24 protein-coding genes and 2 tRNA genes are annotated in these 25211 nt (G+C 73.7%); 9 read left to right on the top strand and 17 right to left on the bottom strand.

Annotation, left to right across the window (positions count from 1 at the left end; genetic code table 11):
• Nucleotides 1–27: 27 nt before the first annotated feature.
• Nucleotides 28–1029, bottom strand: coding sequence for an SMI1/KNR4 family protein (locus C7C46_RS10290; RefSeq protein ID WP_110668175.1), 1002 nt, complete (start codon nt 1027–1029; stop codon nt 28–30).
• A 237-nt stretch (nt 1030–1266) separates the two neighbouring features.
• Here C7C46_RS10290 and C7C46_RS10285 point away from each other — a divergent pair, with 237 nt between their 5' ends.
• Together C7C46_RS10285 and C7C46_RS10280 are read left to right on the top strand one after the other, a co-directional pair.
• On the top strand, nt 1267–1761 hold the full coding sequence (locus tag C7C46_RS10285; protein ID WP_342775393.1) for a YwqJ-related putative deaminase: 495 nt from the start codon (nt 1267–1269) through the stop codon (nt 1759–1761).
• Nucleotides 1762–1870: 109 nt separating this feature from the next.
• On the top strand, nt 1871–2398 hold the full coding sequence (locus tag C7C46_RS10280) for an SUKH-3 domain-containing protein (protein WP_110668171.1): 528 nt from the start codon (nt 1871–1873) through the stop codon (nt 2396–2398).
• 44 nt (nt 2399–2442) lie between these two features.
• On the opposite strand, the gene C7C46_RS10275 is transcribed toward C7C46_RS10280, so the two are convergent.
• Entirely contained in the window at nt 2443–3720 is a 1278-nt protein-coding gene (locus C7C46_RS10275) for a sensor histidine kinase (protein WP_110668065.1), read from the bottom strand.
• Nucleotides 3721–4000: 280 nt separating this feature from the next.
• On the opposite strand from C7C46_RS10275, the gene ppc reads away from it, so the two are divergent.
• The gene (gene ppc, locus C7C46_RS10270; protein ID WP_110668168.1) at nt 4001–6754 is read left to right on the top strand and encodes a phosphoenolpyruvate carboxylase; all 2754 of its coding nucleotides are present in this window, start codon (nt 4001–4003) and stop codon (nt 6752–6754) included.
• Nucleotides 6755–6820: 66 nt separating this feature from the next.
• On the opposite strand, the gene C7C46_RS10265 is transcribed toward ppc, so the two are convergent.
• From C7C46_RS10265 to C7C46_RS34920, 3 genes are all read right to left on the bottom strand, one after another.
• Nucleotides 6821–7546 (bottom strand): hypothetical protein, encoded by a 726-nt coding sequence (locus tag C7C46_RS10265; protein WP_110668062.1) that lies wholly within the window; start codon nt 7544–7546, stop codon nt 6821–6823.
• Nucleotides 7536–8036 carry a SigE family RNA polymerase sigma factor gene (locus C7C46_RS10260; protein WP_110668060.1) on the bottom strand — a complete coding sequence of 167 codons (501 nt, stop codon included), beginning with the start codon at nt 8034–8036 and terminating at the stop codon, nt 7536–7538. The genes C7C46_RS10265 and C7C46_RS10260 overlap by 11 nt, the downstream gene beginning before the upstream one ends.
• Nucleotides 8037–8141: 105 nt before the next feature.
• Nucleotides 8142–8285, bottom strand: coding sequence for a hypothetical protein (locus tag C7C46_RS34920; RefSeq protein WP_181442283.1), 144 nt, complete (start codon nt 8283–8285; stop codon nt 8142–8144).
• Here C7C46_RS34920 and C7C46_RS34265 point away from each other — a divergent pair.
• Nucleotides 8269–8817, top strand: a complete 549-nt coding sequence (locus C7C46_RS34265; RefSeq protein ID WP_146259046.1) for a hypothetical protein — start codon at nt 8269–8271, stop codon at nt 8815–8817. The two genes, C7C46_RS34920 and C7C46_RS34265, sit on opposite strands and share 17 nt — an antisense overlap.
• Before the next feature lie 110 nt (nt 8818–8927).
• Here C7C46_RS34265 and pth read toward each other — a convergent pair whose 3' ends face one another.
• The 5 genes from pth to C7C46_RS10230 all read right to left on the bottom strand — a co-directional run bounded on the left by pth (nt 8928) and on the right by C7C46_RS10230 (nt 13291).
• Nucleotides 8928–9503 (bottom strand): aminoacyl-tRNA hydrolase, encoded by a 576-nt coding sequence (gene pth / locus C7C46_RS10250; RefSeq protein WP_110668056.1) that lies wholly within the window; start codon nt 9501–9503, stop codon nt 8928–8930.
• A 94-nt stretch (nt 9504–9597) separates the two neighbouring features.
• A complete protein-coding gene (locus C7C46_RS10245) occupies nt 9598–10182 on the bottom strand; it encodes a 50S ribosomal protein L25/general stress protein Ctc (protein WP_110668054.1) in 585 nt (194 codons plus the stop codon).
• Nucleotides 10183–10410: 228 nt separating this feature from the next.
• A complete protein-coding gene (locus C7C46_RS10240) occupies nt 10411–11388 on the bottom strand; it encodes a ribose-phosphate diphosphokinase (RefSeq protein WP_110668052.1) in 978 nt (325 codons plus the stop codon).
• A 205-nt stretch (nt 11389–11593) separates the two neighbouring features.
• Nucleotides 11594–13057 (bottom strand): bifunctional UDP-N-acetylglucosamine diphosphorylase/glucosamine-1-phosphate N-acetyltransferase GlmU, encoded by a 1464-nt coding sequence (glmU, locus tag C7C46_RS10235; protein ID WP_110668050.1) that lies wholly within the window; start codon nt 13055–13057, stop codon nt 11594–11596.
• A 161-nt stretch (nt 13058–13218) separates the two neighbouring features.
• Nucleotides 13219–13291 (bottom strand) — tRNA-Gln (locus tag C7C46_RS10230).
• Nucleotides 13292–13517: 226 nt separating this feature from the next.
• Between C7C46_RS10230 and C7C46_RS10225 the strand changes: the two genes are divergently transcribed.
• The 3 genes from C7C46_RS10225 to C7C46_RS10215 all read left to right on the top strand — a co-directional run bounded on the left by C7C46_RS10225 (nt 13518) and on the right by C7C46_RS10215 (nt 15873).
• The gene (locus C7C46_RS10225; RefSeq protein WP_110668048.1) at nt 13518–14513 is read left to right on the top strand and encodes an acyl-CoA desaturase; all 996 of its coding nucleotides are present in this window, start codon (nt 13518–13520) and stop codon (nt 14511–14513) included.
• Nucleotides 14510–15241, top strand: a complete 732-nt coding sequence (locus tag C7C46_RS10220) for a TetR/AcrR family transcriptional regulator (protein WP_425470046.1) — start codon at nt 14510–14512, stop codon at nt 15239–15241. The genes C7C46_RS10225 and C7C46_RS10220 overlap by 4 nt, the downstream gene beginning before the upstream one ends.
• 134 nt (nt 15242–15375) lie before the next feature.
• The gene (locus C7C46_RS10215; RefSeq protein WP_110668043.1) at nt 15376–15873 is read left to right on the top strand and encodes a MarR family winged helix-turn-helix transcriptional regulator; all 498 of its coding nucleotides are present in this window, start codon (nt 15376–15378) and stop codon (nt 15871–15873) included.
• 22 nt (nt 15874–15895) lie between these two features.
• On the opposite strand, the gene C7C46_RS10210 is transcribed toward C7C46_RS10215, so the two are convergent.
• The 7 genes from C7C46_RS10210 to C7C46_RS10180 form a co-directional block, all read right to left on the bottom strand.
• Nucleotides 15896–16783: a response regulator transcription factor gene (locus tag C7C46_RS10210; RefSeq protein WP_110668041.1), complete on the bottom strand. Its 888-nt coding sequence runs from the start codon at nt 16781–16783 to the stop codon at nt 15896–15898.
• Nucleotides 16784–16953: 170 nt separating this feature from the next.
• On the bottom strand, nt 16954–18087 hold the full coding sequence (gene galK, locus C7C46_RS10205) for a galactokinase (protein ID WP_110668039.1): 1134 nt from the start codon (nt 18085–18087) through the stop codon (nt 16954–16956).
• Between the two features lie 98 nt (nt 18088–18185).
• Nucleotides 18186–19160 carry a UDP-glucose 4-epimerase GalE gene (gene galE, locus C7C46_RS10200; protein ID WP_110668037.1) on the bottom strand — a complete coding sequence of 325 codons (975 nt, stop codon included), beginning with the start codon at nt 19158–19160 and terminating at the stop codon, nt 18186–18188.
• Nucleotides 19157–20248, bottom strand: coding sequence for a galactose-1-phosphate uridylyltransferase (galT, locus tag C7C46_RS10195; RefSeq protein WP_110668035.1), 1092 nt, complete (start codon nt 20246–20248; stop codon nt 19157–19159). Before galT ends, galE begins: the two co-directional genes overlap by 4 nt.
• Nucleotides 20249–20387: 139 nt before the next feature.
• Nucleotides 20388–21056 (bottom strand): response regulator transcription factor, encoded by a 669-nt coding sequence (locus C7C46_RS10190; RefSeq protein ID WP_110668032.1) that lies wholly within the window; start codon nt 21054–21056, stop codon nt 20388–20390.
• A gap of 204 nt (nt 21057–21260) precedes the next feature.
• Nucleotides 21261–21336 (bottom strand) — tRNA-Thr (locus tag C7C46_RS10185).
• Nucleotides 21337–21527: 191 nt separating this feature from the next.
• Nucleotides 21528–22958, bottom strand: coding sequence for an MFS transporter (locus C7C46_RS10180; protein WP_110668031.1), 1431 nt, complete (start codon nt 22956–22958; stop codon nt 21528–21530).
• 264 nt (nt 22959–23222) lie between these two features.
• Here C7C46_RS10180 and C7C46_RS10175 point away from each other — a divergent pair, with 264 nt between their 5' ends.
• Both C7C46_RS10175 and C7C46_RS37285 read left to right on the top strand, forming a co-directional pair.
• Nucleotides 23223–23537 carry a hypothetical protein gene (locus tag C7C46_RS10175; RefSeq protein WP_110668029.1) on the top strand — a complete coding sequence of 105 codons (315 nt, stop codon included), beginning with the start codon at nt 23223–23225 and terminating at the stop codon, nt 23535–23537.
• Nucleotides 23537–25132 carry an alpha/beta hydrolase gene (locus C7C46_RS37285; RefSeq protein ID WP_110668026.1) on the top strand — a complete coding sequence of 532 codons (1596 nt, stop codon included), beginning with the start codon at nt 23537–23539 and terminating at the stop codon, nt 25130–25132. Before C7C46_RS10175 ends, C7C46_RS37285 begins: the two co-directional genes overlap by 1 nt.
• Nucleotides 25133–25211: the final 79 nt, after the last annotated feature.

The raw sequence follows: 25211 nt of genomic DNA, 5'->3' as shown, positions 1-25211 counted from the left end.
GTCTCAGCCACTGCCGCTCCCCGTCCCTCAGCCCATCGGCACGGCGCGCGCGAAGCCGCCGTCCACCATCAGCTCCGCCACCGACTCCAGCTCCGGCGGGCTGCCGGCCAGCCGGAGCAGGAAGTCGTCGAAGGTGTCGCCGCAGGGCAGCAGCAGCCGGGCCACCCGGTCCGCCGCCTCCTCGGGCGCACCGGTGTCCCGGGCGTCGTCGTACAGGCAGAACCAGACCGAGCCGAGCCGCTCACCGCGCACCTTGAGCGCCAGGATGCCGCCCTGGACGTAGGCGATGCCCAGGTAGTCCTTGGTCAGGTGGTCGCGCAGGCACTTGTTGGCGTACACCAGGTCGTCGATCCCGTACTCCTCGCACAGGGTCAGGAACGGCTGGTCCAGCAGCAGGCCCAGCTCGGTGTCCAGGGCCACGCCGACCGGGCCGCGGCCGCCGGCCAGCTTGAGGAACTCGCGGTACGGGCCGGGCAGCCGGTAGCCGAGGCGCTCCTCGGCCGCCTGCACCAGGTCCTCGGAGACGGTGACCGGGTCGCCGCCCTCCTTGGAGATCGAGAAGTGCGCCGCCCGGTGCTCCTGCAGCGGGCGGGTGCCGCGCCGGCCGTGGTCGGCGGCCGAGCGGGCCAGCCCGCCGTGGTGCCGCAGCAGCGCCTTGACCTCGACCGGGACCAGCTCCATCCGGCGCCAGCCGGGGGCCGAGCCGCCCACCGCGTGGTGCCAGGTCCAGCCGGCCGGGGTGGCGACGGCGCTCTCCTGGTCGGCCCACAGCTCGTGGCCCTGGCTGAACAGGGCGGCGTTGGCCGAGACGTAGTCGGTCAGCCGCAGTTCGTCCACGCCGAAGCCCTCGGGCGGGTCGGCGACCTCGGCCACCGCCTTCGCGTACGGGCCGAAGTCGGGGTAGCCGCCGGCGTCCACCCGGACGCCCTCGGGGTACCTGGCCGCCCGGACCGGATCGGGAAAGTGGACCACCTGACCCGCGTAGGCCGCGTTGGGCGCGGCGGCGGCGCCGGGCCGACCTGTCGTCATCTGCAAGCCCCCATGGCTGAAGCCGGATTGTGCCGGCACCAGGGTATGGGGTCGGGGCTGCGAGCGGTCCCCCCGGCCCGGTGCTGATCCGCCCCGGCCGGCCCGGGTGTCCGCCGAGGACTACTGACGGATCATCAGCACCCCGCCGAGACCCCCGGTTGCCCGGCCGTCCGAGCCGTTTGGCAGGCTGGGGGCCGAAGACCAGTCCGTTCGTGACCAGAGGAAGGCAGCGCCGTCGTGGACCTGACCACCGCCCCGCACCCGACCCCGGTCACGCCCGTGCCCCCGCCGCCCGGCGCCCCGCTGCTGCGCCACCTCCGGGACAGCCTGCTGCCCACGGTGGCCGCCGCGCTGTCGCTGAAGAACGGCGAGGTGCACACCCTGGTGGGCCGCAAGGCGGACGCGCTGCCGCAGCCGCACCCGCTGGTCGGCGAGTTCCTGGCACAGCTGCCGGTCGCGCAGCGCGAGCGGTTCACCGGCCGCTGCCCCGAGGTGGTGCTGCTCTCCCAGTACCTGGACTCGGTGGACGCGGCCCGGTCCAAGCGGGCCGCCAAGAAGCCCCTCACCCTGCACGAGGCCCGCAAGGCGTTCCGCGGCGCCAAGCTGACCACGGTGCGGATCCGCGAGGAGGGTGACCCGGCGCACGGCACCCACGCCCCGCCCTGCCGGTCCTGCGCCCCCCTGCTGGAACACTTCGCGGTGCTCGGCGTGGCGGTCGCCCCGGCCTCCTGAGCCGCCCCGCCACCGCCCGCCACCGAGGCGCCGTCCGCGTCCCCGGCGCACCCGGCCCGGCGGCCGCCCCGCCGCCCGCCGTTCCTGTCCACCGATCTCGGAGCACCCGCTGAAGCCGCTCGCCACCCCCACCGCCGGTCCGGCCCGCACCACGCCCCGGTTCTCCGCCGACGTCGCCGCCGCCCTCAAGCAGGCCGGCTGGCACCCCGGGCGCTGGGAGATCCGCCGCGCCGAGGACTGGGCCGACCAGCTGCTCGACCACCGCGCAGGCGAGCAGGCGGGCCATGCCGTCTTCCCGGCCGCGATCGAGGCCTGGGCCGAGTTCGGCGGCCTGCACTTCGAGCTGTCCGGGGCCGGCCGCGAGGTGGCTCGCACCCCGTTCCTACTCGACCCGCTGCGCGGGCTGCACCAGGCGCGCACGCTGGCCGACCTGGGCCGGGCGCTGGACACCCGGCTGGCCCCGCTCGGCGAGGAGCTGCCCGGGCAGGCGCTGCTGGCGATCGACGAGGGCGGGCGGGTGTTCAGCCTGGACCACACCGGCGAGTGGTTCCTGGGCAACGACCTGGACCAGGCGGTCTCCACCCTGGTGCTGGGCACCGCGCCGCAGCGGCTGCGCTCCATCACCGACCTGGTCTGAGCCGGCGCACCGGGCTGGTCCGCGCAGCTGCCCGGTCCACCGGATCAGCTCAGCCGGTCGGCCCGCTCGACCAGCCGGGACGGCAGCAGTGCCTCCACCCGGAACCCGCCCCCGTTCTCCGGCCCGGCGGTGAAGCTGCCGCCCAGCGCCCGCACCCGTTCCTCCATGCCCAGCAGCCCGTTGCCGCCGCTGGGCAGCCGGACCTGCTCCCCGCCGTCGGGGCAGTCGTTGGCCACCGCCACCCGGACCCCGTTCGGCAGGTAGGTCAGCAGTACCAGCACCTCGGCCCCGCCGGCGTGCTTGTGCGCGTTGGTCAGCCCCTCCTGCACCACCCGGTAGGCGGTCCGCTCCGCCTCGTGCCGGTACGGCTGCCGGTCCCCGCTCACCGTCAGGGTGACCCGCATCCCGGCCGCCTTGGACTGCTCCACCAGGCGGGCCAGCTCGGCCAGCGGCCCGCTGCCCGCCGGACCGGCCGCGGCCTCCTCGTTCATCCGCAGCACGCCGAGGATCTCGCGCAGCTCGTTCAGCGCCTGCCGACCGGTCTCGGCCATCAGCTTGGCGCTCTGCGCGGCCCGGTCCGGGTCCCCGGCCACGATCCGCTCCAGCGCCCCCGCGTGCACCACCATCAGGCTCACCCGGTGCGCCACCACGTCGTGCATCTCGCGGGCGATCCGGGTCCGCTCCTCAAGGCGCGCCCGCCGGGCCCGCTCGCTGGCCCGCTCGGCCAGCAGGTCCAGCTCGGCCTCCAGGCCCAGCGCGCGGTCGGTCAGCGACTCCACCAGCCGCCGCTTGGCCCCCAGGTACAGCCCGGTGACCACCGGGGGCACCGTCAGCCCGACCGCGACCAGCACCGCGATCAGCACGAAGACCCAGGTGGCCGGCACCTGCTCGCCGGGCCGCGGGGTCCCGGTGAGGAAGATCAGCAGCACCATCGCGGTGGTCTCCACGAAGACCACCGCGGAGAGCGCCACCACCCGGCCGCGGCGCATCGGCCAGTTCCAGGTCGACGCCAGGGTGTACAGCGCGACCTCCAGCAGCACGATGCCGAACAGCGCGGGCACCAGCAGGATGGTGACCAGCACCGGCACGGCCGGCCAGCGCCGGCGCACCAGCAGGGTGGCCCCGCCCAGCGCGCCGACCACGGCCCAGGCCACCGCCAGCGCCCCACCGACGTGGAACTGGTTGGCGGCCAGCGACCAGCCGCCCGCGGCGCACTCGAGCGCGGCGAGTGCGGCCAGGCACATGTCCAGGGCCGCACTGCGCCGCCGATCCCACCACCACAACCCGCGGCCCCGCGCGCCCTCCCCAGGCGACAAGCTCATGGGGTCAGCCTAAGTGAGGGCCCGGCAGCGGCCCCACCGACTTCCCGGTTCCAGCCGCGCCCGAGCGGGGCTGTCCAAGGTGTCCGCCATCCGGCCACTGCCGCGGACAGCGGGCGGTGGCCACATATGCTGACCCGGTCGGACAGCGCGGTCCGCCGTTGCCGTACCCCACCACCCCAGGGAGCCAGCCGTGACCGCTTCGGTCCCCACCTCGGCCGACCACCCGAGTGAGCAGTCCAGCACCGGGAACGCCGTCGACCCGGCCGCCGACAATGCCGCCCTGCGTGCCGACATCCGCCGCCTCGGAGACCTGCTCGGCGAGACGCTGGTCCGGCAGGAGGGCGCGGAGGTGCTCGGCCTGGTCGAGCAGGTCCGCCTGCTGAGCCGCACCGACGGCGAGGCCACCGCCGAACTACTGGCCAACATCGACCTGGAGACCGCCGCCAAGCTGGTGCGCGCCTTCTCCACCTACTTCCACCTGGCCAACGTCACCGAGCAGGTGCACCGCGGCCGCGAGTTCGCCGCCCGCCGGGCCCGCGAGGGATCGCTGCTGGCGCAGACCGCCGACCAGCTGGCCGAGGCCGACCCCAAGCACCTGGCCGACACGCTGGCCCACCTGGCGGTCCGTCCGGTCTTCACGGCGCACCCGACCGAGGCGGCCCGGCGCAGCGTGCTGAACAAGCTGCGCCGGATCGGCGAGCTGCTGGAGCGCGGCTTCCAGGTGGAGATGAGCCACCGCGAGCACGCCGCGGCCGGCCAGTCCGGCACCGACTCGGCCCGGCAGACCTCGGCCAAGCGGTCCGCCGACCGCCGGCTGGCCGAGGTGATCGACCTGCTCTGGCAGACCGACGAGCTGCGGATCGCCCGCCCCGAGCCGACCGACGAGGCGCGCAACGCCGTCTACTACCTGGACGAGCTGTACCGCGAGGCCGTCCCGGAGGTGCTGGAGGAGCTGCACGAGGAGCTGGCCCGGGTCGGCCTGGCGCTGCCCGACGGGGTCCGTCCGCTGACCTTCGGCACCTGGATCGGCGGCGACCGGGACGGCAACCCCAACGTCACCCCGCGGGTCACCTGGGACGTGCTCAACCTGCAGCACGAGTACGGCATCAAGGACGCCCTGGCGGCCGTGGACGACCTGCGCAACTCGCTCTCCACCTCGGTCCGCCTCGCCGGCGCCTCGGACGAGCTGCTGGCCTCGCTGGACGCCGACCTCAAGGTGCTGCCCGAGCTGAGCCCGCGCTACAAGCGGATGAACGCCGAGGAGCCCTACCGGCTCAAGGCCACCTGTGTGCGGCTGAAGCTGGAGAACACCCGCGACCGGCTGGCCAACGGCACCCCGCACGTGCCCGGCCGGGACTACCTGGGCACCCGTCAGCTGGTCGGCGACCTGCGGCTGATCCAGGACTCGCTGCGCGCGCACCGCGGCGGCCTGATCGCCGACGGGCGCCTGGCCCGGGCGATCAACACCGTCGAGGCCTTCGGCCTGCAGCTGGCCACCATGGACGTGCGCGAGCACGCCGAGGCCCACCACCACGCGCTCGGCCAGCTCTTCGACCGGCTCGGCGAGGAGGCCTGGCGCTACAGCGACATGCCGCGCGAGTACCGCCAGAAGCTGCTCGCCAAGGAGCTGCGCTCGCGCCGCCCGCTGGCCCCCACCCCGGCCCCGCTGGACCCGGCCGGCGCCAAGACGCTGGGCGTGTTCACCACCATCCGCGAGGGCTTCGAGCGGTTCGGCGACGAGATCGTGGAGAGCTACATCATCTCCATGTGCCAGGGCGCCGACGACGTCTTCGCCGCGGCCGTGCTGGCCCGCGAGGCCGGCCTGATCGACCTGCACGCCGGGATCGCCAAGATCGGCATCGTGCCGCTGCTGGAGACCACCGACGAGCTGCAGCAGGCCGACCGGATCCTGGAGGAGATGCTCTCCGACCCGTCCTACCGGCTGCTGGTCTCGCTGCGCGGGGACATCCAGGAGGTCATGCTCGGCTACTCCGACTCCTCCAAGTTCGGCGGCATCACCACCTCGCAGTGGGAGATCCACCGGGCCCAGCGCCGGCTGCGCGACGTGGCCCACCGCTACGGCATCCGGCTGCGTCTGTTCCACGGCCGCGGCGGCACCGTGGGCCGCGGCGGCGGTCCCTCGCACGAGGCGATCCTGGCCCAGCCCTGGGGCACCCTGGAGGGCGAGATCAAGGTCACCGAGCAGGGCGAGGTGATCTCCGACAAGTACCTGCTGCCCTCGCTGGCCCGGGAGAACCTGGAGCTGACCCTCTCCGCCACGCTGGCCGCCTCCGCGCTGCACACCGCGCCCCGCCAGGCCCCCGAGGAGCTGGCCCGCTGGGACGCCTGCATGGACCAGGTCTCCGAGGCCGCGCACCGCTGCTACCGGGCGCTGGTGGAGCAGGAGGACCTGCCGAAGTACTTCTTCGCCGCCACCCCGGTGGACCAGCTGGCCTCGCTGCACCTGGGCTCGCGCCCGTCCCGCCGCCCCGACTCGGGGGCCGGCCTGGACGGCCTGCGGGCCATCCCGTGGGTGTTCGGCTGGACCCAGTCCCGCCAGATCGTGCCGGGCTGGTACGGCGTCGGCTCCGGCCTGGCCGCCGCCCGCGAGGCGGGCCTGGGCGACGTGCTGCCGCAGATGTACGAGAAGTGGCACTTCTTCCGCAACTTCCTGTCCAACGTCGCGATGACGCTGGCCAAGACCGACCTGCGGATCGCCCGGCACTACGTGGAGCAGCTGGTCCCGGCCGAGCTGCACCACGTCTTCGACCAGATCACCGCCGAGCACGAGCTGACCCTGCGTGAGGTGCTGCGGCTGACCGGCGAGTCGGAACTGCTGGAGCACAACCCGGTGCTGAAGCAGACCTTCACGGTCCGCGACGCCTACCTGGACCCGATCTCCTACCTGCAGGTGGCGCTGCTGCGCCGCCAGCGCGAGGAGGCGGCGGCCGGCCGGACCGAGGACCCGCTGCGGGCCCGCGCGCTGCTGCTGACCGTCAACGGCATCGCGGCCGGTCTGCGCAACACCGGCTGACGGCGGCTCGGCTCCGAGCACGGCGGCTGCCCGGTCTCCCCGCGGGAAGGCCGGGCAGCCGCCGTCTCAGTAGCCGCTGTTGGCGGCACCCTGCTCCACCCCGGCCACCATCGGCCCGTAGCGGGCGATCACTTGCGGACGCAGCGCCTTCAGGTCGCCCAGCACCCCGACCTGGACGCCGCTGCCGTCGGGCAGCGCCCAGGTGCCCTGGATGACCACACCGCGCTCGTGCCAGTACGGGTCGTCGATGATCCGGTCGGCCAGCTCGCGGAGCTTGTACTGCGGGTACTTGGAGTCGACGAAGTGCACCGTCACCCCCGGCTCGGCTGCCGCCCGCACCGCCTGGTCGAACGCCTTGGCGCCGCGCAGCCGGTAGACGTAGAACGCGTGGTGCGAGGAGTCGCCGCAGGTCCCGCTGTACACCTCGCGGTACTGACCCTCACCCAGCCGCTGCGCCGCGCCTTCCGAGACCGTGGGGTCCGCGCCGTTCGGCGTACGGCCCGGGGCTTCGGTGGCGCCCGGGCAGCGGTAGGGCGACCCGGCCTGCGGCGAAGGCCACCCACCCGTCGCGGGCCCGGCCGTGCCGCCCCCGGCCGCCAGGCCCCAGCCCAGACCCGCCAGCAGCAGCACCGCGTCGGCCGCGGCCGCGACCCGGTGCGCCTGCCGGGTGCGGGCGCGCCGTCGGCCGGCCTGGCGCAGCTCGGCCAACGGCGGCTCCGCTGCGCCCAGCCCCTCGGCCGCGGTGCGCAGCCGGTGGGTCAGCTCCGCCTCGAACCAGTCGTCACTCGCCACGGCCGGCCTCCTCCCGCTGCTCGGCCAGTCGGATGCGCAGGGCCTTCAGGGCGCGCGCCAGGTGGGTCTTGGCGGTGGCCTGCGAGCACCCGAGCTCCTCGGCCACCTGAGCCGTCGACAGGTCCAGGTAGTAGTGCAGCGCGACGGCTGCCCGCTGCCGCGGCGGCAGCGCGCGCAGCGCCGCCTCCAGCGCCAGGTCGCGCTCGGCCGGCTCGACCGGGAGCTCCGGGGGCCGGTCGGTGGCCGCCTCGCGTCTGGACCGCCGCCAGCGCGAGACGTGGGTGCGCACCATGGTCCGGCGCAGGTAGCCCTCGACCAGCGCCGGATCGCGGATCGCGTGCCGCTTCGGGTAGACCCGGGCGAGCGAGTCGTGCAGCAGGTCGCCTGCCTCGTGCGGATCGGCGGTGATCAGGTAGGCGGCCCGCAGCAGCGCCGTGTACCGGGCGGCCACGAAGGTGTCGAACGGGTCGGCCGTGTCCTGACGGCTCAAGCGGCCACCCCCGGTAGGTCGATTCGGTCATGACCCTTGGATGCACCGGGTAGGCGGAACGGATGACCGCCCTGACAGATCGTCGGGCGACTTCCGGACGGCCCGTCAGGAAGCCGGGCCGGCCTTGCGCCGCCGCTTGAGCCACATCGCGCCGCCGCCGGCCGCCAGGAAGAGCCCGCCGGCCACCGCGGTCAGCCCGGCGTCGCCGCCGAACGTGGTGACGATGGTGCCGGTGAACTCGCCGGCCACCGGGGCCGGGGTGGTGCTGGGGTCGGCGCTCGCCGAGGGGGCGTCGGCCAGTTGGACGGCCGGCTCGGTGGGCGCGGCACCAGGCAGTGCCTGGTGCGGCCGGCTGCCGGCCCGGACGGCACCGGCCAGTGCGACGGTGCGGCTGCCGGTCGGCGACGGCGAGGGGCCGGTGCTGGGGCAGGCCGCCCGGCCGGCGGTGGCCGAGGCGCTGGGCGTCGGGGTGGGCGAGGTGCTGGGAGTGGCGCTGCCGCCGACCGCCGGAAGGCAGCTGGACGGGGCCGAGGGACTCGGGGACGCGCTCGGGTTCGTCGAGGCCGGGGCGCTCGGCCCACCGGTCGAGGGCTGCGGGCCCGTCCCGGGCGCCGTGGCCGGCCCGCTCGCCTGCGCGGCGGGCGAGGCGCCCACCGGTTCGCCCCAGGCCACCGCCGCACCACCGAGCACCACCGCGCTCGCCAGCACCCACGCACCTGCCGTTTGTGCCGTACCCAACCCCGCGCCCACCAGCGCCCCCACCTTCCCAAGTCCGGCTTGACCGTACCCGATGGAACGGACCGCCCCGGCACCGGAGTGGGGGCTGCGGGGAAGAGTTGTACGACTGTTGCCCTGACGGTCACCAGGAGAAGACAGCCGCCTGACGTCGCGTCAGGAGTTGTACGTGCCCTGGGCCCGCTCCAGGCCGTCGGCCAGCAGCGCCTCGACGGCGTCGGCGGCGCGGTCCACGAACCAGTCCAGTTCCTTGCGCTCGGTGGAGGAGAAGTCCTTGAGCACGAAGTCGGCCACCTCCATCCGGCCCGGCGGGCGGCCGACCCCGCAGCGCACCCGGTAGTAGTCCGGGCCGAGCGCCTTGGTGATGGACTTGAGCCCGTTGTGGCCGTTGTCGCCGCCGCCCTGCTTGAGCCGCAGCGCCGCGTAGTCCACGTCCAGCTCGTCGTGCACCGCGACCAGCGCGGCGGTGGGCGCCTTGTAGAAGTCGCGCAGCGCCGCCACCGGACCGCCGGACAGGTTCATGAAGCTCATCGGCTTGGCCAGCACCACCCGCTGCCCGGCCAGCCGCCCCTCGGCGACCTGGGCGCGGCTCTTGTGCGCCTTGAACTTGGCACCCATCCGCTGGGCCAGCAGGTCGACCACCATGAACCCGATGTTGTGCCGGTTGCGGGCGTAGCCCTCACCCGGGTTGCCCAGGCCCACCACCAGCCAGGGACCGCTGTACTCCGTCATCCGGAACTCCTTCCGTCAAGACCTCATGGCGCTGCCCCGGCTCCCATTGAACGGGAGCCGGGGCAGTGAAGCGCTGTGGAACCTACCGGGAGGCTCAGGCCTCGGCGGCCTCGGCGGAGGCCTCCTCGTCGGCCGGGGCGGCCTGGGCGCCGATGATCTGCAGCACGACGGTGTCGGCCTCGACGGCCAGCGAGACGTTGGCGGGCAGCGTGATGTCGCCGGCCAGGATGGAGGCGCCGGCCTCCAGGCCCTCGATGGAGACGGTGACCGACTCGGGCAGGTGGGTGGCCTCGGCCTCGATCGGCAGCGCGTTCAGCACGTTCTCGACCAGGTTGCCGCCGGGGGCCAGCTCGCCCTCGGTGTGCACCGGGATCTCGACGGTGACCGTCTCGCCGCGCTTGACCAGCAGCAGGTCGACGTGCTCGATGGTGCGCTTGATGGCCTCGCGCTGCACGGCCTTCGGCAGGACGAACTCGTCCTTGCCCTCGATCGGGACGACCAGCAGGGCGTTCGGGGTCTTGAGCGCCATCATGAGCTCGTGGCCCGGGAGGTTCAGGTGGACCGGCGCGAGGCCGTGGCCGTAGACGACACCGGGGACGAAGCCGGCCCGGCGGGCACGGCGGGCGGCACCCTTGCCGAACTCGTTGCGGGGCTCGGCGGCAAGGCGGATCTCGGACATGTCTGCACTCCTGCGTGGGAAAACGGGTGCAGATAGCGAAAAACCGCCGGGGCCACACCCTCAAGAAACACGGGTCGGCTCGGCGGACTAGTCCAGCGCGTCGATCACGGAGCGGAGAACGCATCCCTCGCCGAGCAGTTTCGCAAGTCTAACCGGAGGACGACGCCGACATGAAATCGGCCCCCGCCACCCGGGTCGGGCGGCGGGGGCCGATCAGCGGATCCCGGGTCAGTGCACGCCCTCGAAGAGCGAGGTGACCGAGCCCTCCTCGAAGACCTCGCGGATCGCGGCGGCGATCGACGGGGCGATGGAGAGGGTGGTGACCTTCTCCATGCCGAGCTCGGCCGGGGTCGGCAGCGTGTTGGTGAAGACGAACTCGCTGACCCGGGAGTTCTTCAGCCGGTCCGCGGCCGGACCGGAGAGCACGCCGTGGGTGGCGGCCACGATCACGTCGGCGGCGCCGTTGTCGAACAGCGCGTCGGCGGCGGCGCAGATGGTGCCGGCCGTGTCGATCATGTCGTCGACCAGCACGCAGACCCGGTCCTGGACGTCACCGACCACCTCGGCGGACAGGATGGTGTTGGCCTGGGTGATGTCGCGGCGCTTGTGGATGATCGCCAGCGGGGCGTCCAACCGGTCGCACCACTGGTCGGCCACCTTGACCCGGCCGGCGTCCGGGGAGACCACGGTCAGCTTGCTGCGGTCGACCCGCGCGCCGATGTAGTCGGCCAGCATCGGCAGCGCGAACAGGTGGTCCACCGGGCCGGAGAAGAAGCCCTGGATCTGCGCGGTGTGCAGGTCCACCGCCATCAGGCGGTCGGCGCCGGCCTTGGCCAGCAGGTCGGCGACCAGCCGGGCCGAGATCGGCTCGCGGCCCAGGTGCTTCTTGTCCTGGCGGGCGTAGCCGTAGAACGGCAGGATCGCGGTGATGCTGCGCGCCGAGGCCCGCTTCAGGGCGTCGATCATGATCAGCTGTTCCATGATCCACTGGTTGATCGGAGCCGTGTGGCTCTGCATCACAAAACAGTCCGCCCCGCGGGCGGACTCCAGGAAGCGGACGTAGATCTCGCCGTTGGCGAAGTCCAGGGCCTTGGTCGGGACGAGCTCGGTGCCGAGCGATGCGGCGACCTCCCTCGCCAGCTCGGGGTGGGCACGGCCGGAGAAGAGCTTCAGCTTCTTCTCACCCGACGTCGTGATCCCGCTCACTGCACCGTCTCCTCGCATTGCTGCCGCATGGTTCCGCCGCGCCGCATTCGGACGGCGCAGGCCGCCCGGACCGGTGGTCGACAGGGGATTGGGTACGCCTCGCTCCGGGCTACAGGCCCCTGGCGCACGTATGTACACCAGGTTACGCGCCCGGTCGGGAAGCGACCGGCCCGGGAGGGCCGGACGGGACGTCACGTGAGGCGCATCACGCCCCGGCAGCCTCGGTGGCCGCTTCCAGCGCGGTGGCCGCGGCCTCGGCGGAAGCAGTGCCGGAGCGCTTGCGCGCCACCCAGCCCTCGATGTTGCGCTGCTTCGCGCGGCTCACGCCGAGCGCGCCCGGGGGCACGTCGCCCTCGATCACCGAGCCGGCCGCCGTGTAGGCGCCGTCACCGACGGTGACCGGGGCGACCAGCATGGTGTCCGAGCCGACCCGGGCGTGCCGGCCGATCACGGTCGGGTACTTGTTCACGCCGTCCCAGTTGCAGGTGACGGTGGCGGCGCCGACGTTGGCGCCCTCCCCCACGGTGGCGTCGCCCAGGTAGGACAGGTGCGGCACCTTGGCACTGTCGCCGATCCGGGACTTCTTGATCTCCACGAAGGTGCCGATCTTGCCCTTGCTGCCCAGCACCACCCCGCCACGCAGGTAGGCGTACGGGCCCACGGTGGCCTTCGGGCCGATCTCGGCGTGCTCCGCCGTGGTGTTGCTGACGGTGGCGCCAGCCCCGACCACGGTGTCGGTCAGGGTGCTGTTCGGGCCCACCTGGCAGCCCTCGCCCAGATGGGTGGCGCCCTGCAGCTGGGTGCCGGGCAGCACCACCGCGTCCGGCTCGTAGCTGACCTGGACGTCGAACCAGCTGGTGGCCGGGTCCACCACGGTGACCCCGGCGCGCATCGCGCGCTCCACCAGCCGGTCGTTCAGCAGCCGGCGGGCCTCGGCCAGCTGCACCCGGTCGTTGATGCCCAGGATGTCGCGGTAGTCGGCGGCGACCACGGCGCCGACCCGGTGGCCGGCCTCGCGCAGGATCTCCACCGTGTCGGTCAGGTACTCCTCGCCCTGCGCGTTGTCGGCGCCGATCTTCGCCAGCGCGTCGGCCAGCAGCTTGCCCTCGAAGGCGTAGACGCCGGAGTTGATCTCGTGGATCCCGCGCTGGCTCACGGTGGCGTCCCGGTGCTCCACGATGGCGTGCACCGAGTTGTCGGCGGCCCGCAGGATCCGGCCGTAGCCGGTCGGGTCGGGGACGTTGGCGCTCAGCACGGTGACGCCGTTGCCCTGGGCGGCGTGCTGCTCGGCGAGGTGGCGCAGGGTGTCGGCGGTCAGCAGCGGGGTGTCGCCGTAGGCCACGATCACCGTGCCGTCCAGCGCGATGCCGTCGGCACCCAGCGCCTCGACCGCGACCCGGGCCGCGTTGCCGGTGCCGCTCTGCCGCTCCTGGACCACCGCGCGCACCTCGGGGTGAGCCTGCTTCAGGTGATCCGCCACCAACTCCCGCAAATGGCCGATCACCACCACCAGGTGCTGCGGCGTCAGCTCCTCCGCGGCGGCCACCACGTGGCCCAGCAGCGTCCGCCCGCAGACCGGGTGCAGCACCTTGGGCAGCGCCTTGGACTTCATCCGGGTGCCCTCACCCGCGGCGAGCACGAGGACGGCGGCAGGGGAGTTGGCACTCACGCGGGAGGCTCCTTGGCTTGGGACCGGGCGGGCGGGCGGGTCCGTCCGCGCGGCTGAGCCCGCCGCACCCTGGACCAGACCCGAGGATAACCGCGCCGCATTCTGGCGGCCGCACTCGGCGAGGACCGGCCGGGGCACCTCGCCCCGGCCGCCCGCTCCTGCTCCGCCGGTTGGATTCGAACCAACACTGCAAGGCTTCAAAGGCCTGCGGGCTGCCGATTACCCCACGGCGGATAGCAGCTCAGACCTTACCGGACCCATCCGCCACCTGGGTATCGCCATCGATCCCCAGAGTGACGTGCGAACGGCGCCCCGGCGTCGGGGGGCCGACGATCCGTTCAACTGGGGTGTGGCCTGCTTCCCTGCGGCCGCAGGGCAACCTACGATGCCGTAAGTTACGCAGTCGTAGGGTCCGGCCGCCTGGCTCGGGTGCCCGCTGCGCCTCCCTAGGGACACGCCCATGACCATTCAGGCAGACGAGGCGCCGAGCGGCGTCCGCCCCGTCACCCTCACCGTCACCGCGGAGCCCGCCACCCACCCCAACACCCGGATCTCGGCCACCCTCGGCGGCGAGAAGCAGGGGCTGGCCGAGCGGCTCGCGCTCGGCCTCTTCATCCTGGTGCCGTTCGCGGCCCTGCTGGCGGCCGCGCCGGTCGCCTGGGGCTGGGGCCTGGGCTGGCGCGACGTGCTGATCGCGGCCGCGATGTACTTCCTCACCTGCCACGGCGTCACGGTCGGCTACCACCGGTTCTTCACCCACCGCTCCTTCAAGACCGGCCGGGCGCTGAAGATCGCCATGGCGGTGGCCGGCAGCCTGGCCGTCGAGGGCCCGGTGGTGCGCTGGGTGGCCGACCACCGCAAGCACCACAAGTTCTCCGACCAGGACGGCGACCCGCACTCGCCCTGGCGCTACGGCGAGACCGTGCCGGCGCTGCTGAAGGGCCTGTGGTGGGCCCACATGGGCTGGCTGTTCGACGGCGAGCAGACCCCGCAGCACATCTACGCCCCGGACCTGGTGAAGGACCGTGACATCCGGACCGTCTCCCGGCTGTTCTGGCTCTGGACGCTGCTCTCGATGCTGATCCCGCCGCTGATCGGCGGCCTGCTCAGCTGGTCCTGGCAGGGTGCGGTGACCGCCTTCTTCTGGGGCTCGCTGGTCCGGGTCGCGCTGCTGCACCACGTCACCTGGTCGATCAACTCGATCTGCCACGCGGTCGGCTCGCGGCCGTTCAGGTCCCGGGACCGCTCCGGAAACGTCTGGTGGCTGGCCGTGCTCTCCTGCGGCGAGTCCTGGCACAACCTGCACCACGCCGACCCGACCGCGGCCCGGCACGGGGTGCTGCGCGGCCAGGTGGACTCCTCCGCCCGGCTGATCCGCTGGTTCGAGCAGGCCGGCTGGGCGCGGGACGTGCGCTGGCCCGACGCGGGGCGCATCGCCGCCCGGCGCGCCGCATGACCCCTCGACTACAGCATGATGGGGGGGTGAACGGGAGCAACGGAGACACCTCCGGCCATCGTCCGCCCGCCCGGACCGCCGGCCAGGGCGCCGGAGCGCCCCGCGGTCGCGCCGGGCGGGTGCGGATGACGGGAAAGCAGCGCCGCGAGCAGCTGCTCGACATCGGCCGCTCGGTCTTCGCCGAGCGCGGCTACGACGGCACCTCGGTGGAGGAGATCGCCGAGCGGGCCGGGGTCTCCAAGCCGGTGGTCTACGAGCACTTCGGGGGCAAGGAAGGGCTGTACGCGGTGGTGGTCGACCGCGAGATGCAGCTGCTGCTCGACATGGTCACCGGCGCGCTCACCGGCGGGCACTCGCGGGAGCTGCTGGAGCAGGCGGCGTTCGCGCTGATGGACTACATCGACACCTCCACCGACGGCTTCAAGATCCTGGTCCGCGACTCCCCGGTGGCCCAGTCCACCGGGTCCTTCGCCTCGCTGATCAGCGACATCGCCACCCAGGTCGAGGACATCCTGGGCCTGGAGTTCAAGGCCCGGGGCTTCGACCCGCGGCTGGCGCCGATGTACTCGCAGATGCTGGTCGGCATGGTCGCGCTGACCGGCCAGTGGTGGCTGGAGGTGCGCAAGCCGCAGAAGTCGGAGGTGGCGGCGCACCTGGTGAACCTGGCCTGGCACGGGCTGGAGGGCATGGAGCGGCACCCGAAGCTGGTCGGCGAGCGGCAGAACTGACGGCCCGGGAGGCGCCGACGGCCCGGCCCGCGGCGGGCGGTCGGCACCCGCGGGCGGTGTCGGGAGAGTTCAGCGGTTGTTTTCTCGATGTCAAGAGGCTTCATATCGACAGAACCACCGATACACTGATCCACATGGAGGACGAGGTCGACCGGCTGGTCGCAGCGTGGCGCCGCGAGCGCCCCGACCTCGACGTGCAGCCGCTCCAAGTGCTCAGCCGGGTCAGCCGGCTCGCCCGCCATCTGGACCGGGCCCGCCGGGCGGCGTTCGCCGAGCACGGGCTGGAGCCCTGGGAGTTCGACGTGCTGACGGCCCTTCGCCGGGCCGGGCGCCCCTACCAGCTCTCCCCCGGCCAGCTGCTCACCCAGACCCTGGTGACCTCCGGCACCATGACCAACCGGATCGACCGCCTGGCCGGCAAGGACCTGGTGCAACGGCTGCCCGACCCCGACGACCGGCGCGGGGTGCTGGTCCGGCTCACCGAGGGCGGGCAGGTGAAGGCCGACGAGGCGCTGGCCGGGCTGCTGGCGCACGAGCGGGAGCTGCTCGCGGAGCTGTCCGGCGGTCAGCAGTCGGAACTGGCGGCGCTGCTGCGCCAGCTGGTCGCCCCCTTCGACAACATCCCCGGCTAGGGCCGGACCGGGGCCGCTCCGGCTACAGCGCGGAGCCGGCCTCCACCGGGCCCACGCCCGCGCGGCGGGCCAGCGCCACGGCGGCCAGGGTGGAGTGCACGCCCAGCTTGCCCAGCACGTTCTGCATATGGGTGCGCACGGTGTGCGGGGACAGGTAGAGCCGCTCGGCCACCGCCTGGCGGCCCAGCCCCGCCACCATGCAGCGCAGCACCTGCTTCTCCCGCGGCGTCAGCGAGTCGACCAGGCGCTCGCTCTCGGTGCGGTCCCGGCGGGCGGTGGTCAGCTCGCGGACCACGCCGGTCAGCAGCAGCGGCGGCAGGTGGGTCTCGCCGCGGAGCACCCCGCGCAGCACCGCCAGCAGGCGGGTCAGCGAGCTCTCCTTGGCCACCCAGCCGCTGGCGCCCGCGTAGAGCGCGCGGACGGCCCGGCGCGGATCCTCCTCGGCGGCCAGCACCACCGCGCGCAGGTTCGGGTAGCCGTGGCAGGCGCGGCCGAGCAGGGTGATGCCGTCCACCGGGCGGCGCGGCGCGGCCGGGGACTGCTGATCGGCTGTCAGGGAAGCCGGCGTGCCCGCGCGCGGCACGGCGGCCAGGCTGCTGCCGGCCCCGCGCGGGGCCGGGACGACGCCGGGGCCGGTGCGGCGCGGGCCGGGGTGCGGCTGCTCGGGCTCGCCGCCCGGCCGCGGGCGGCGCGGCGGGGCCAGCGCGGTGCCGGTGGAGCCGAGGTCGACGTCGACCAGCAGCACGTCGAACGGGCGGCCCTCGGCGGCAGCCCGCTCCAGCGCGTGCTCGGCGGCCGCGGCGCTGCCCGCCGCGCCCACCTCGATCTCAGGCTCGGCGGAGAGGGCCGTGGCGAGCGCCTCGGCGAAGATCCGGTGGTCGTCCACCACCAGCACGCGGATCCGCCCCATCTCGGTGTCCCCCCTGCTCCGGCCCCACCGATACCCGCACCAGAGTACGGTCTGACCGGCCGTCAGGTGGTGGATCCGTGAACTTCCCCAGGAAAACGTCACCGTCCGGAGACCTCGGACGCACTGCGGAGTTGACCGCCCGGGGGCGGTGGGGCGGGGCCGGACCCGGGTCAGGCCAGGCGGTGGGCGCCGCGGGACGGGGTGGCGAGGAAGCTGACCGGGGTGGTGAAGCCCGCGGTGGTGAAGGCGTTGTGCACAGCCGTCCCGACCGCCGCCGCCAGCTCCTGCGGGACCAGCGCGATCACCGAGCCGCCGAAGCCGCCGCCGGTCTGCCGGGCCCCCAGGGCGCCCGCCGCCAACGCGGTCCGCACCGCGAGGTCGCTCTCCGCGCAGGAGATCGCGAAGTCGTCCCGCTGCGAGGCGTGGCCCGCCGTCAGGATCGGCCCCAGCGCCGCGAACTCCCCCTTGTCCAGCAGCTCGATCGCCCGCAGCACCCGGGCGTCCTCGGTCACCACGTGGCGCACCAGCGGTGCCAGCTCCGACGGCAGCGCGGCCAGCGCCTCGGCCAGCCCGGCCTCGGGCAGGTCGCGCAGGGCGGCCAGCCCGAGCAGCTCGGCGGCCCCCTCGCAGCCGGCCCGCAGCCCGGCGTAGGCGCCGTCCCCGAGGTCGTGCTTGACCCGGGTGTCGATCACCAGCAGCGCGAGCCCCTGCTCGGCCAGCCGCAGCGGCACCTGGCGCCAGCTCAGGTCCCTGGTGTCCAGGAAGAGCGCGGCCCCGTCCTCGCAGCAGGCGGAGGCCATCTGGTCCATCACCCCGCAGGGCACCCCGACGAAGGCGTTCTCGGCGCGCTGGGACAGCACCGCCAGCTCGGCGGCCGACAGGTCCAACTGGTACAGGTCGCGGTAGGCGATCGCGGTGGCGCACTCCAGGGCCGCCGAGGAGGAGAGCCCGGCGCCGCCCGGCACGTCGCTGTCGAAGTACAGGTCGGCGCCGCCCACCTGGTGCCCGGCCTCGCGCAGCGCCCAGACCACACCGGCCGGGTAGCCGGCCCAGCTGTTCGGCGCCCCGGGGGCCAGCGCGCCCAGCTCGATGTCGGTGATCCGGTCGTCGCCCTGCTTGCTGTACAGCCGCAGCCGGCCGTCGGTGCGCGGGGCGGCGGCCACCTTGACCGCGTGCGGGAGGGCGATCGGCAGCACGAAGCCGTCGTTGTAGTCGGTGTGCTCACCGATCAGGTTCACCCGGCCCGGGGCCGCCCAGACACCGGCGGCCACCGATCCGAAGACCTGCTCGAACTCGTCCGTCACGTCACGCTCTCCCGCGCTAGGGAATGGTCAGACCGGCCCGGGGGGCGGCCTCGGCCTGGGGGCCTCGGCCCTGCTGGTCCTGCTAACTGCTGGTGCTGCTACTGCTGCTTCTGCTGCTCGTACCTGTTGAGGGTGAAGGCCCACGCGTCTGCCACGATCGCGTCCAGCTCCGGGCGCTTGGGCTCCCAGCCCAGCTCGCGGCGGGCCCGCTCGGCGGAGGCCACCAGGACCGCCGGGTCGCCCGGGCGCCGGCCCGCGGTGACCACCGGGATCTGACGCCCGGTCACCCGCTTGACGGACTCGATCACCTCGCGGACCGAGAAGCCGCTGCCGTTGCCCAGGTTGCAGATCAGGTGCTCGCCCGGCTTGGCGGCGGCCAGCGCGAGCAGGTGGGCGTCGGCCAGGTCGGCGACGTGGATGTAGTCGCGGATGCAGGTGCCGTCCGGGGTGGGGTAGTCCTCGCCGAAGACCGAGATGTGCGGCCGCTGGCCGAGCGCCGCCTGGAAGACCAGCGGGATCAGGTGCGACTCGGGGTCGTGCCGCTCGCCGTAGGCGCCGTACGCACCGGCCACGTTGAAGTAGCGCAGGCTGACCGCGGCCAGCCCGTGCGCGATCGCCTCACTGGTGATCAGGTGGTCGACCGCCAGCTTGGTGGCGCCGTACGCGTTGGTCGGCGCGGTGCGGGCGGTCTCGGCGATCGGGGAGGACTCGGGCTCGCCGTAGGTGGCCGCGGTGGAGGAGAAGACCAGCTTGCGCACCCCCGCCTTGCGCATCGCGCTGATCAGCTCGAGCGAGCCGGCCACGTTGTTGCGCCAGTACTTCTCCGGGTCCGCGACCGACTCGCCGACCTGGGAGGAGGCGGCGAAGTGCAGCACCGCGTCGTAGGAGGAGTCGAGCACCTCGGCCGCGTCCTGGATCCGGCCGCGGACGAACTCGGCGCCCGCGGGCACGCCCTCGACGAAGCCGGTGGACAGGTCGTCCAGCACGGTGACCTGGTGCCCCGCCTCCAGCAGGTGCGCGCCGACCACGCTGCCGACGTAACCGGCACCGCCGGTGACCAGGTACTTGCTCATGATGCGACCTCCCGCAGGCGCTGCGCCGCCGCCTCGGGCGACACATCGTTGACGAACGCGTCCATGCCGGATTCGACCCCGGCCAGGAACTTCAGCTTGCCTACGGTACGACGGATCGTGAAGAGCTCCAGATGCAGTGCCAGCTCGGCCCCGCCCCGGCGCGGGGCCTGGTGCCAGGCGGCGATGTAGGGCGTGGGCGCAGCGCCCTCGCCGAACAGCCGGTCGAAGCGGCGCAGCAGCTCCAGGTACAGGCCCGGGAACTCGGCCCGCTCGGCCTCGGTGAGCTCGGTCAGGTCGGCGGAGCGGCGGTTCGGGTACAGGTGCACCTCGTACGGCCAGCGGGGGGCGAACGGGACGAAGGCCGTCCAGTGCTCGCCGGCCAGCACCACACGCACCGGTTCGGCGCGCTCGGCGGCCACCAGGTCCTCGAACAGGTTGCGGCCGGTGCGGGCCCGGTGCTCGTCGGCGCTGGCGATCATCTTCAGGGTGCGCGGGGTGGTGAAGGGGAAGGCGTAGATCTGTCCGTGCGGGTGAGCCAGCGTCACCCCGATCTCGACGCCGCGGTTCTCGAAGCAGAACACCTGCTCCACCCCCGGCGCGGCGCTCAGCTCGGCGGTGCGGTCGGTCCAGGCGTCCAGCACCAGGCGGGCCTTGCCCTCGTCCAGGTCGGCGAACGAGGCCTGGTGGTCGGCGGTGAAGCAGACCACCTCGCAGCGGCCGATGCCCGGGCGGACCTGGTGCAGCGGATCGTCCTCGACCGCGCGCACGGCGGCGGCCGAGTCGAAGTCCAGGGACGGGAAGCGGTTCTCGAAGACCGCCACGTCGTAGTCGGCGGCCGGGACCTCGCTCAGGTGCTCGCCCTGGCTGGGGCAGAGCGGACACTGGTCGGCGGGCGGGTGGTAGGTGCGGCCCTGGCGGTGCGCGGCGACGGTGATCCAGTCGCCGGAGACCGGATCGCGGCGCAGTTCGGCCAGGCTGCTGGTCGGCTCGAGCGGACGCCGGTCCGGAGCGTCGCGCAACTGCCGGTCGTCCCGGTCGTAGTAGATCAGCTCGCGGCCGTCCGCCAGCTTGGTCGTGGTCTTGCGCACAGTGTTCCGCCCTCGGTGAAGCCAGCATCGCCGCCTGCTTCACACATAATCAAACATTACTCATCAGCAGTCAACAGACTGGGCAGGATCCGCGCATGCCGGGGCCCCGCGCCTGTGCGGGGCGGGGGTCGGGGCTTCGTTACTCGCGGGTAAGGCGGGCCAGCAGGCCGGTGCGGTCGGCCACCGCGGCCGCCTCCAGCCGGGTGCGGGCGCCGAGCTTCATCAGCACCCGCTGCACGTGGGTGCGGGCGGTGCTGGGGGCGATGCCCATGCCGGCCGCGATCTGGTGGGTGTCCTGCCCCTCGGCGATCCGGGCCAGCACCTGCACCTCACGCCGGGTCAGCGAGCCGAGCAGCCGCAGCGCCTCGTCGTCCGGCTCGCGGACCGGGTGCAGCAGCCAGTCGAAGGCGGCCTGCAGCACCTCGACGGCCACCGCCGCCTCACCGGCCCGGGCCCGGGTGATCGAGCGGTCCACCACCTCGATCCGCTCGTCGCTGCGCACGTAGCCGGCCGCGCCGGCTGCGAAGGCGTTGGCCACCCCGCGCAGGTCGTCCACCGGGGCGAGCACCACCACGGCGACCTCCGGGCGCTCCTGGCGCAGCCGCCGCACCCCGGCGAAGGCGCCCTGGCTGCCCGGGCGGGCCACGCCCAACAGGCAGACGTCCGGGCGGCGCTGGGCCACCAGCTCAGGGGCACTGGAGCCGGGCGAGCCGATCGCCAGCACCCGGTGCCCGCGCACCTGCAGCGCGGCAGCCAGTGCCTCGGCCAGCAGTCTGTGATCGTCCACCACGACCAGCCGTACGCCCAAGGGGTCCTCCCCTGCCCTGCGCGGGACACCCCGCTCGCCGCGTACCGGCCGTACGCCACCTGCCTGTTGACGCCCCATCACAGCGCATCCGGTCCCGGGCCGCTAGGGCTAGCACGACAGTGGCGCCGGCTGGTGCGACAGTGGCACCCGGGAGAGCAGGAGAATAGCGAAAAGGCCCCCGCCGTGATGGCGGAGGCCTTTCTCTGGAGCCCCCATGCGGAATCGAACCGCAGACCTTCTCCTTACCATGGAGACGCTCTACCGACTGAGCTATAGGGGCGAACCGGTCGAACGAGGAAGACATTACATGGCCATCGGCGCTCTTGGGAAATCGGTGACCGCCGGGCGGCGCACGCCCCTCGGCCGGGGGTACGCCCCCGGGCGAGGGGGTGAATGCGGGGGCGGACGGGGGCCGGGCTGCGGTCCGGGCGGGACCGGAGTCCGGGCCCGCCCGGACTCCGGTCGGCGGCGTCACCCGGCCGGGCCGCCGCTGATCGCCGCCGAGCGGTGGGCGGGCTCCGGGATCGCGGTGAGCTGATTCTCCGTCAGGTCGACCCCGCTGGTCTCCGGCATCGCGAGCAGGCAGCCGATCGCCACCGCGCCCAGCCCCGCCAGGTACCAGCCGACCGGGGCGGCGGTGCCGTAGCTCGCCGTCAACCGGGTGGCCAGCAGTGGCGCCGTGCCGCCGCCGACCACCCCGCCAAGGTTGTAGGTGAGCGCGGCCCCGGTGTACCGGACCCGGGTCGGGAACAGCTCCGGCAGGTAGGCGGCGATCGGCCCCAGCTGCACCCCGATCAGCAGCGAGCAGCCGACCAGCGCCAGCAGCATCACCTCGGGCAACAGGCTCTCCAGCGCCGGGAAGAGCAGCAGTGACCAGAGCGTGGCCAACCCCGTGCCGATCAGCACGGTGCGCCGCCGCCCCCAGCGGTCCGACAGCCCCGCGCTGAACCAGACCGCCAACCCCCCGGTCGGCGCCGCGAGCAGCTGCATGGCGAGCATCAGGGTGCGCGGCACGCCGAGCTGGCCGGTGGCGTAGCCGAGCGCGTAGGTGCTGGCGAGGTAGAAGAGCGCGTAGCCGAAGGAGAGGGCGCCGGCGCCCAGCAGCACGGTGCGCCAGTGCTCGCGCAGCACGGTGCGGACCGGGATGCCGCCCCCGGGGGCCTCGGCCTCGGCGGCAGGCTGCTGCATTTCGGCGGCCGGCTGCGTTTCGGCGGCCGCCCGGGCGGCTGCCCGGGCCTGGGCGAAGACCGGGGTCTCGGCGATCCGCAGCCGGACGAAGAGCCCGACCCCGACCAGCAGCAGCGAACCGACGAACGGCAACCGCCAGCCCCAGGAGGTGAACTGCTGCTCCGTCAGGAAGAGCGACAGGCTCAGGAAGGCCAGAGTGGCCAGCACGCTGCCGACCGCCGGCCCCAGCTGCAGGTAGCCCGCCCACCGCCCGCGCCGCTCCCGCGGCGCGTACTCGGCCACCAGCAGGGCGGCGCCGCCCCACTCGCCGCCGAGCCCGAACCCCTGCCCGAACCGCAGCACCACCAGCACCAGCGGCGCCCAGACTCCCCACCGCCCGTACCCGGGCAGCAGGCCGACCGCCGCGGTGGCCAGCCCCATCAGCAGCAGCGACGCCACCAGTGCGGCCTTGCGCCCCAACCGGTCCCCGAAGTGCCCGAAGAACACCGCACCGAGCGGTCGTGCGACGAAGGCCACCGCGTACACCGAGGGCGCGGCGAGCAGGGCATTGGCGGCACCGAGCACAGGGAAGAACTCACGCCCGAAGACCAGGGCCGCGGCCAGCCCGTACAGGAAGAAGTCATAGAACTCGATCGCCGTCCCGACGAAGGCGGCAGCCGCCACCCGCCCCAGGCCTGCCGGTACCCCCTGCCCTGACGCCGTGTCACTCGTCATGCCACTGCCGAATCGTCATGCCACCGACCCTGCCGGGCGCGGACGGCCGCCAACAGCCGCCGCCCGGGTGACGGGGGCGCGCAAAGTTCGTACACACTCCTTGGCGGTGCGCCGACAGCGACCCGAGGCGGGAGAGGCGCAGCGGGCGCGGCGTCGGTTTGCAGACGATCGTCACCCTTTGTATATGCTTGGCGACATGACGTTGCGGCTATCAGGGCGACGGCAGCGGCGGTCGCGGTGGCGATGGCGGTTGGAGTGGGCGCGGTGACGGGCGACGGGTTCCAGGTCCGCCCCGAGGAGCTCACCGCCGCCGGCTCCGCCGCCCACGCCGTGGCCGCCGTTCTCCCCACCCAGGCCCAGCAGTTGGGCGCCGCCGTGGAGGGCGCGGCGGTAGGCCTGCCCGGCTGGCGCACCGCTGCCGCACTGGGGGCGCTCGGTGCCGCGTGGCACGGGGTGCTCGGCGCGCTGGGGCAGGAGCTGGGCGGCCAGGCCGATCAGTTGGCCGACACCGCCGACCGGTACCGCAGCGGCGAGCTCACCGCCGCGGCGGCCTTCCGCAGCGCCCTGGCCGGCCGCTGATGGACCTGGCCACGCTGCGCGACGCCCGTCCCACCGCCCTGCCCGACGCGGCCGAGGCCTGCGAGCAGTTGGCCGGTGCCCTCCGCGACCAGGCCGTCGAGTGGCAGCAGGAGGTGATCTGCCGCACCGTCAACTCCGGCTGGCTCGGCGCCGCCGCCGACAGCTGCCGCACCACCCTGGCCGGCACCGAGCACCGCCTGACCTCGGCCCACACCGAACTGCGCACCCTCGCGGCCACCCTGCAGAGCGGCGGCGAGGCCCTCCTGCTGGCCCAGGCCCGCCTCACCGACGCCCTGGCCGAAGCCGCGGCCGCCGGGGTGGCGGTGGACGGCGACGGCCACGTGACGGGCAGCCAGGAGGGCGACTTCGGGCAGCGGATCAGCGCCGCCCTGATCGACGCGGACACGGTCGACCGCTCGCTGGCCGCACTGCTCGCCGCCCACACCAGGGCCGCGACGGACGGCACGGCCCTGGACTACCGCGGTTTCGCCCCCGACCCGCTCTCCCCGCCCGTCACCGCCCCGGACCTGCTCGCCGCCGCCTTCCCGCCCGCCACGGCCACCCCGGCCGAGGCCGCCGCCTGGTGGCGCAGCCTGCCCGCCTCGGAACAGCAGCACCTGATCGCCACCCGCCCCGACCTGATCGGCAACCGCGACGGCTTCCCCAGCCCCGCCCGCGACCAGGCCAACCGCGCCACCCTGGCCGGCTACCTGGCCACCTACGCAGGCCGGGCGGGTGCCGCCGACCAGACCAAGCTGGCCGGCTTCCGCGCCATCCAGGCAAGGCTGGCCAGCACCACCAGGGGAACGCCCCCTGTCCTGCTCCTGGGCCTGTCGGACACGGGCCAGGGGCGAGCCATCCTGTCCTTCGGCAACCCCGACACGGCGCAGAACGTGAGCGCGTACGTCCCGGGGCTGGGCACGGAGTTGGGGAACGTCGGGGGGAAGGACGGGGATCGGGCGTACAACGTGTGGAAGGCCGCCAACAAGGCGGACCCCACTCGCGCAGCGGCCTCCATCGTCTGGCTCGGCTACGACCCTCCCCCAGGGCTCGACCAGCTTGATCCGACCTCGCTGGGAGTGATGGACGACCAGCGCGCGAAGGCCGGAGCCGCCCGCTACGCGGACTTCTTGGCAGGCCTTCGGGCCAGCAGCCATGACGGTCCGTCCGCCCACGTAACCGCACTGGGGCACAGCTACGGATCACTTACCGTCAGCCTGTCCGGCCAGCTACCTGGTGGTGACCATGCCGACGACATGATCCTCATCGGCAGTCCGGGCACGGATGCTGAACATGCATCACAACTCGGCGTCGCGTCCGACCACGTGTGGGTGGGTGCCGCCGACAACGATCCGGTCACCTACGCTCCCGATCCCTTCAGCAATCTCACCGGCGACCTGGGCGAGCGCTGGTTCGGCCGCGATCCGGCGAGCGCCGAATTCGGCGCCCAGCGGTTCGAGGTCGCCGACGGACCGCCGCATAGCTTCGCCGCGCATTCGAACTACCTTGACTCGAGCGGAGGCGGCTCACTGACCAACATCGGACAGATCGTCACCGGGCATGCCGACCGAGTGAAGAGCCAGCCCTACCGATGAAGCGTCATGGACTTCCCCACCCACTCGCGCTCCTGCTCGCCCTCCTGCTGGCGCTCACGGCCGCGAGCGGTTGCCAAGC

It is taken from the genome of Streptomyces tateyamensis, from assembly GCF_003205575.1.
In the GTDB taxonomy this organism is placed as follows: Bacteria; Actinomycetota; Actinomycetes; order Streptomycetales; family Streptomycetaceae; genus Kitasatospora; species Kitasatospora tateyamensis.
This window is presented reverse-complemented; position numbering and strand designations above follow the sequence as displayed.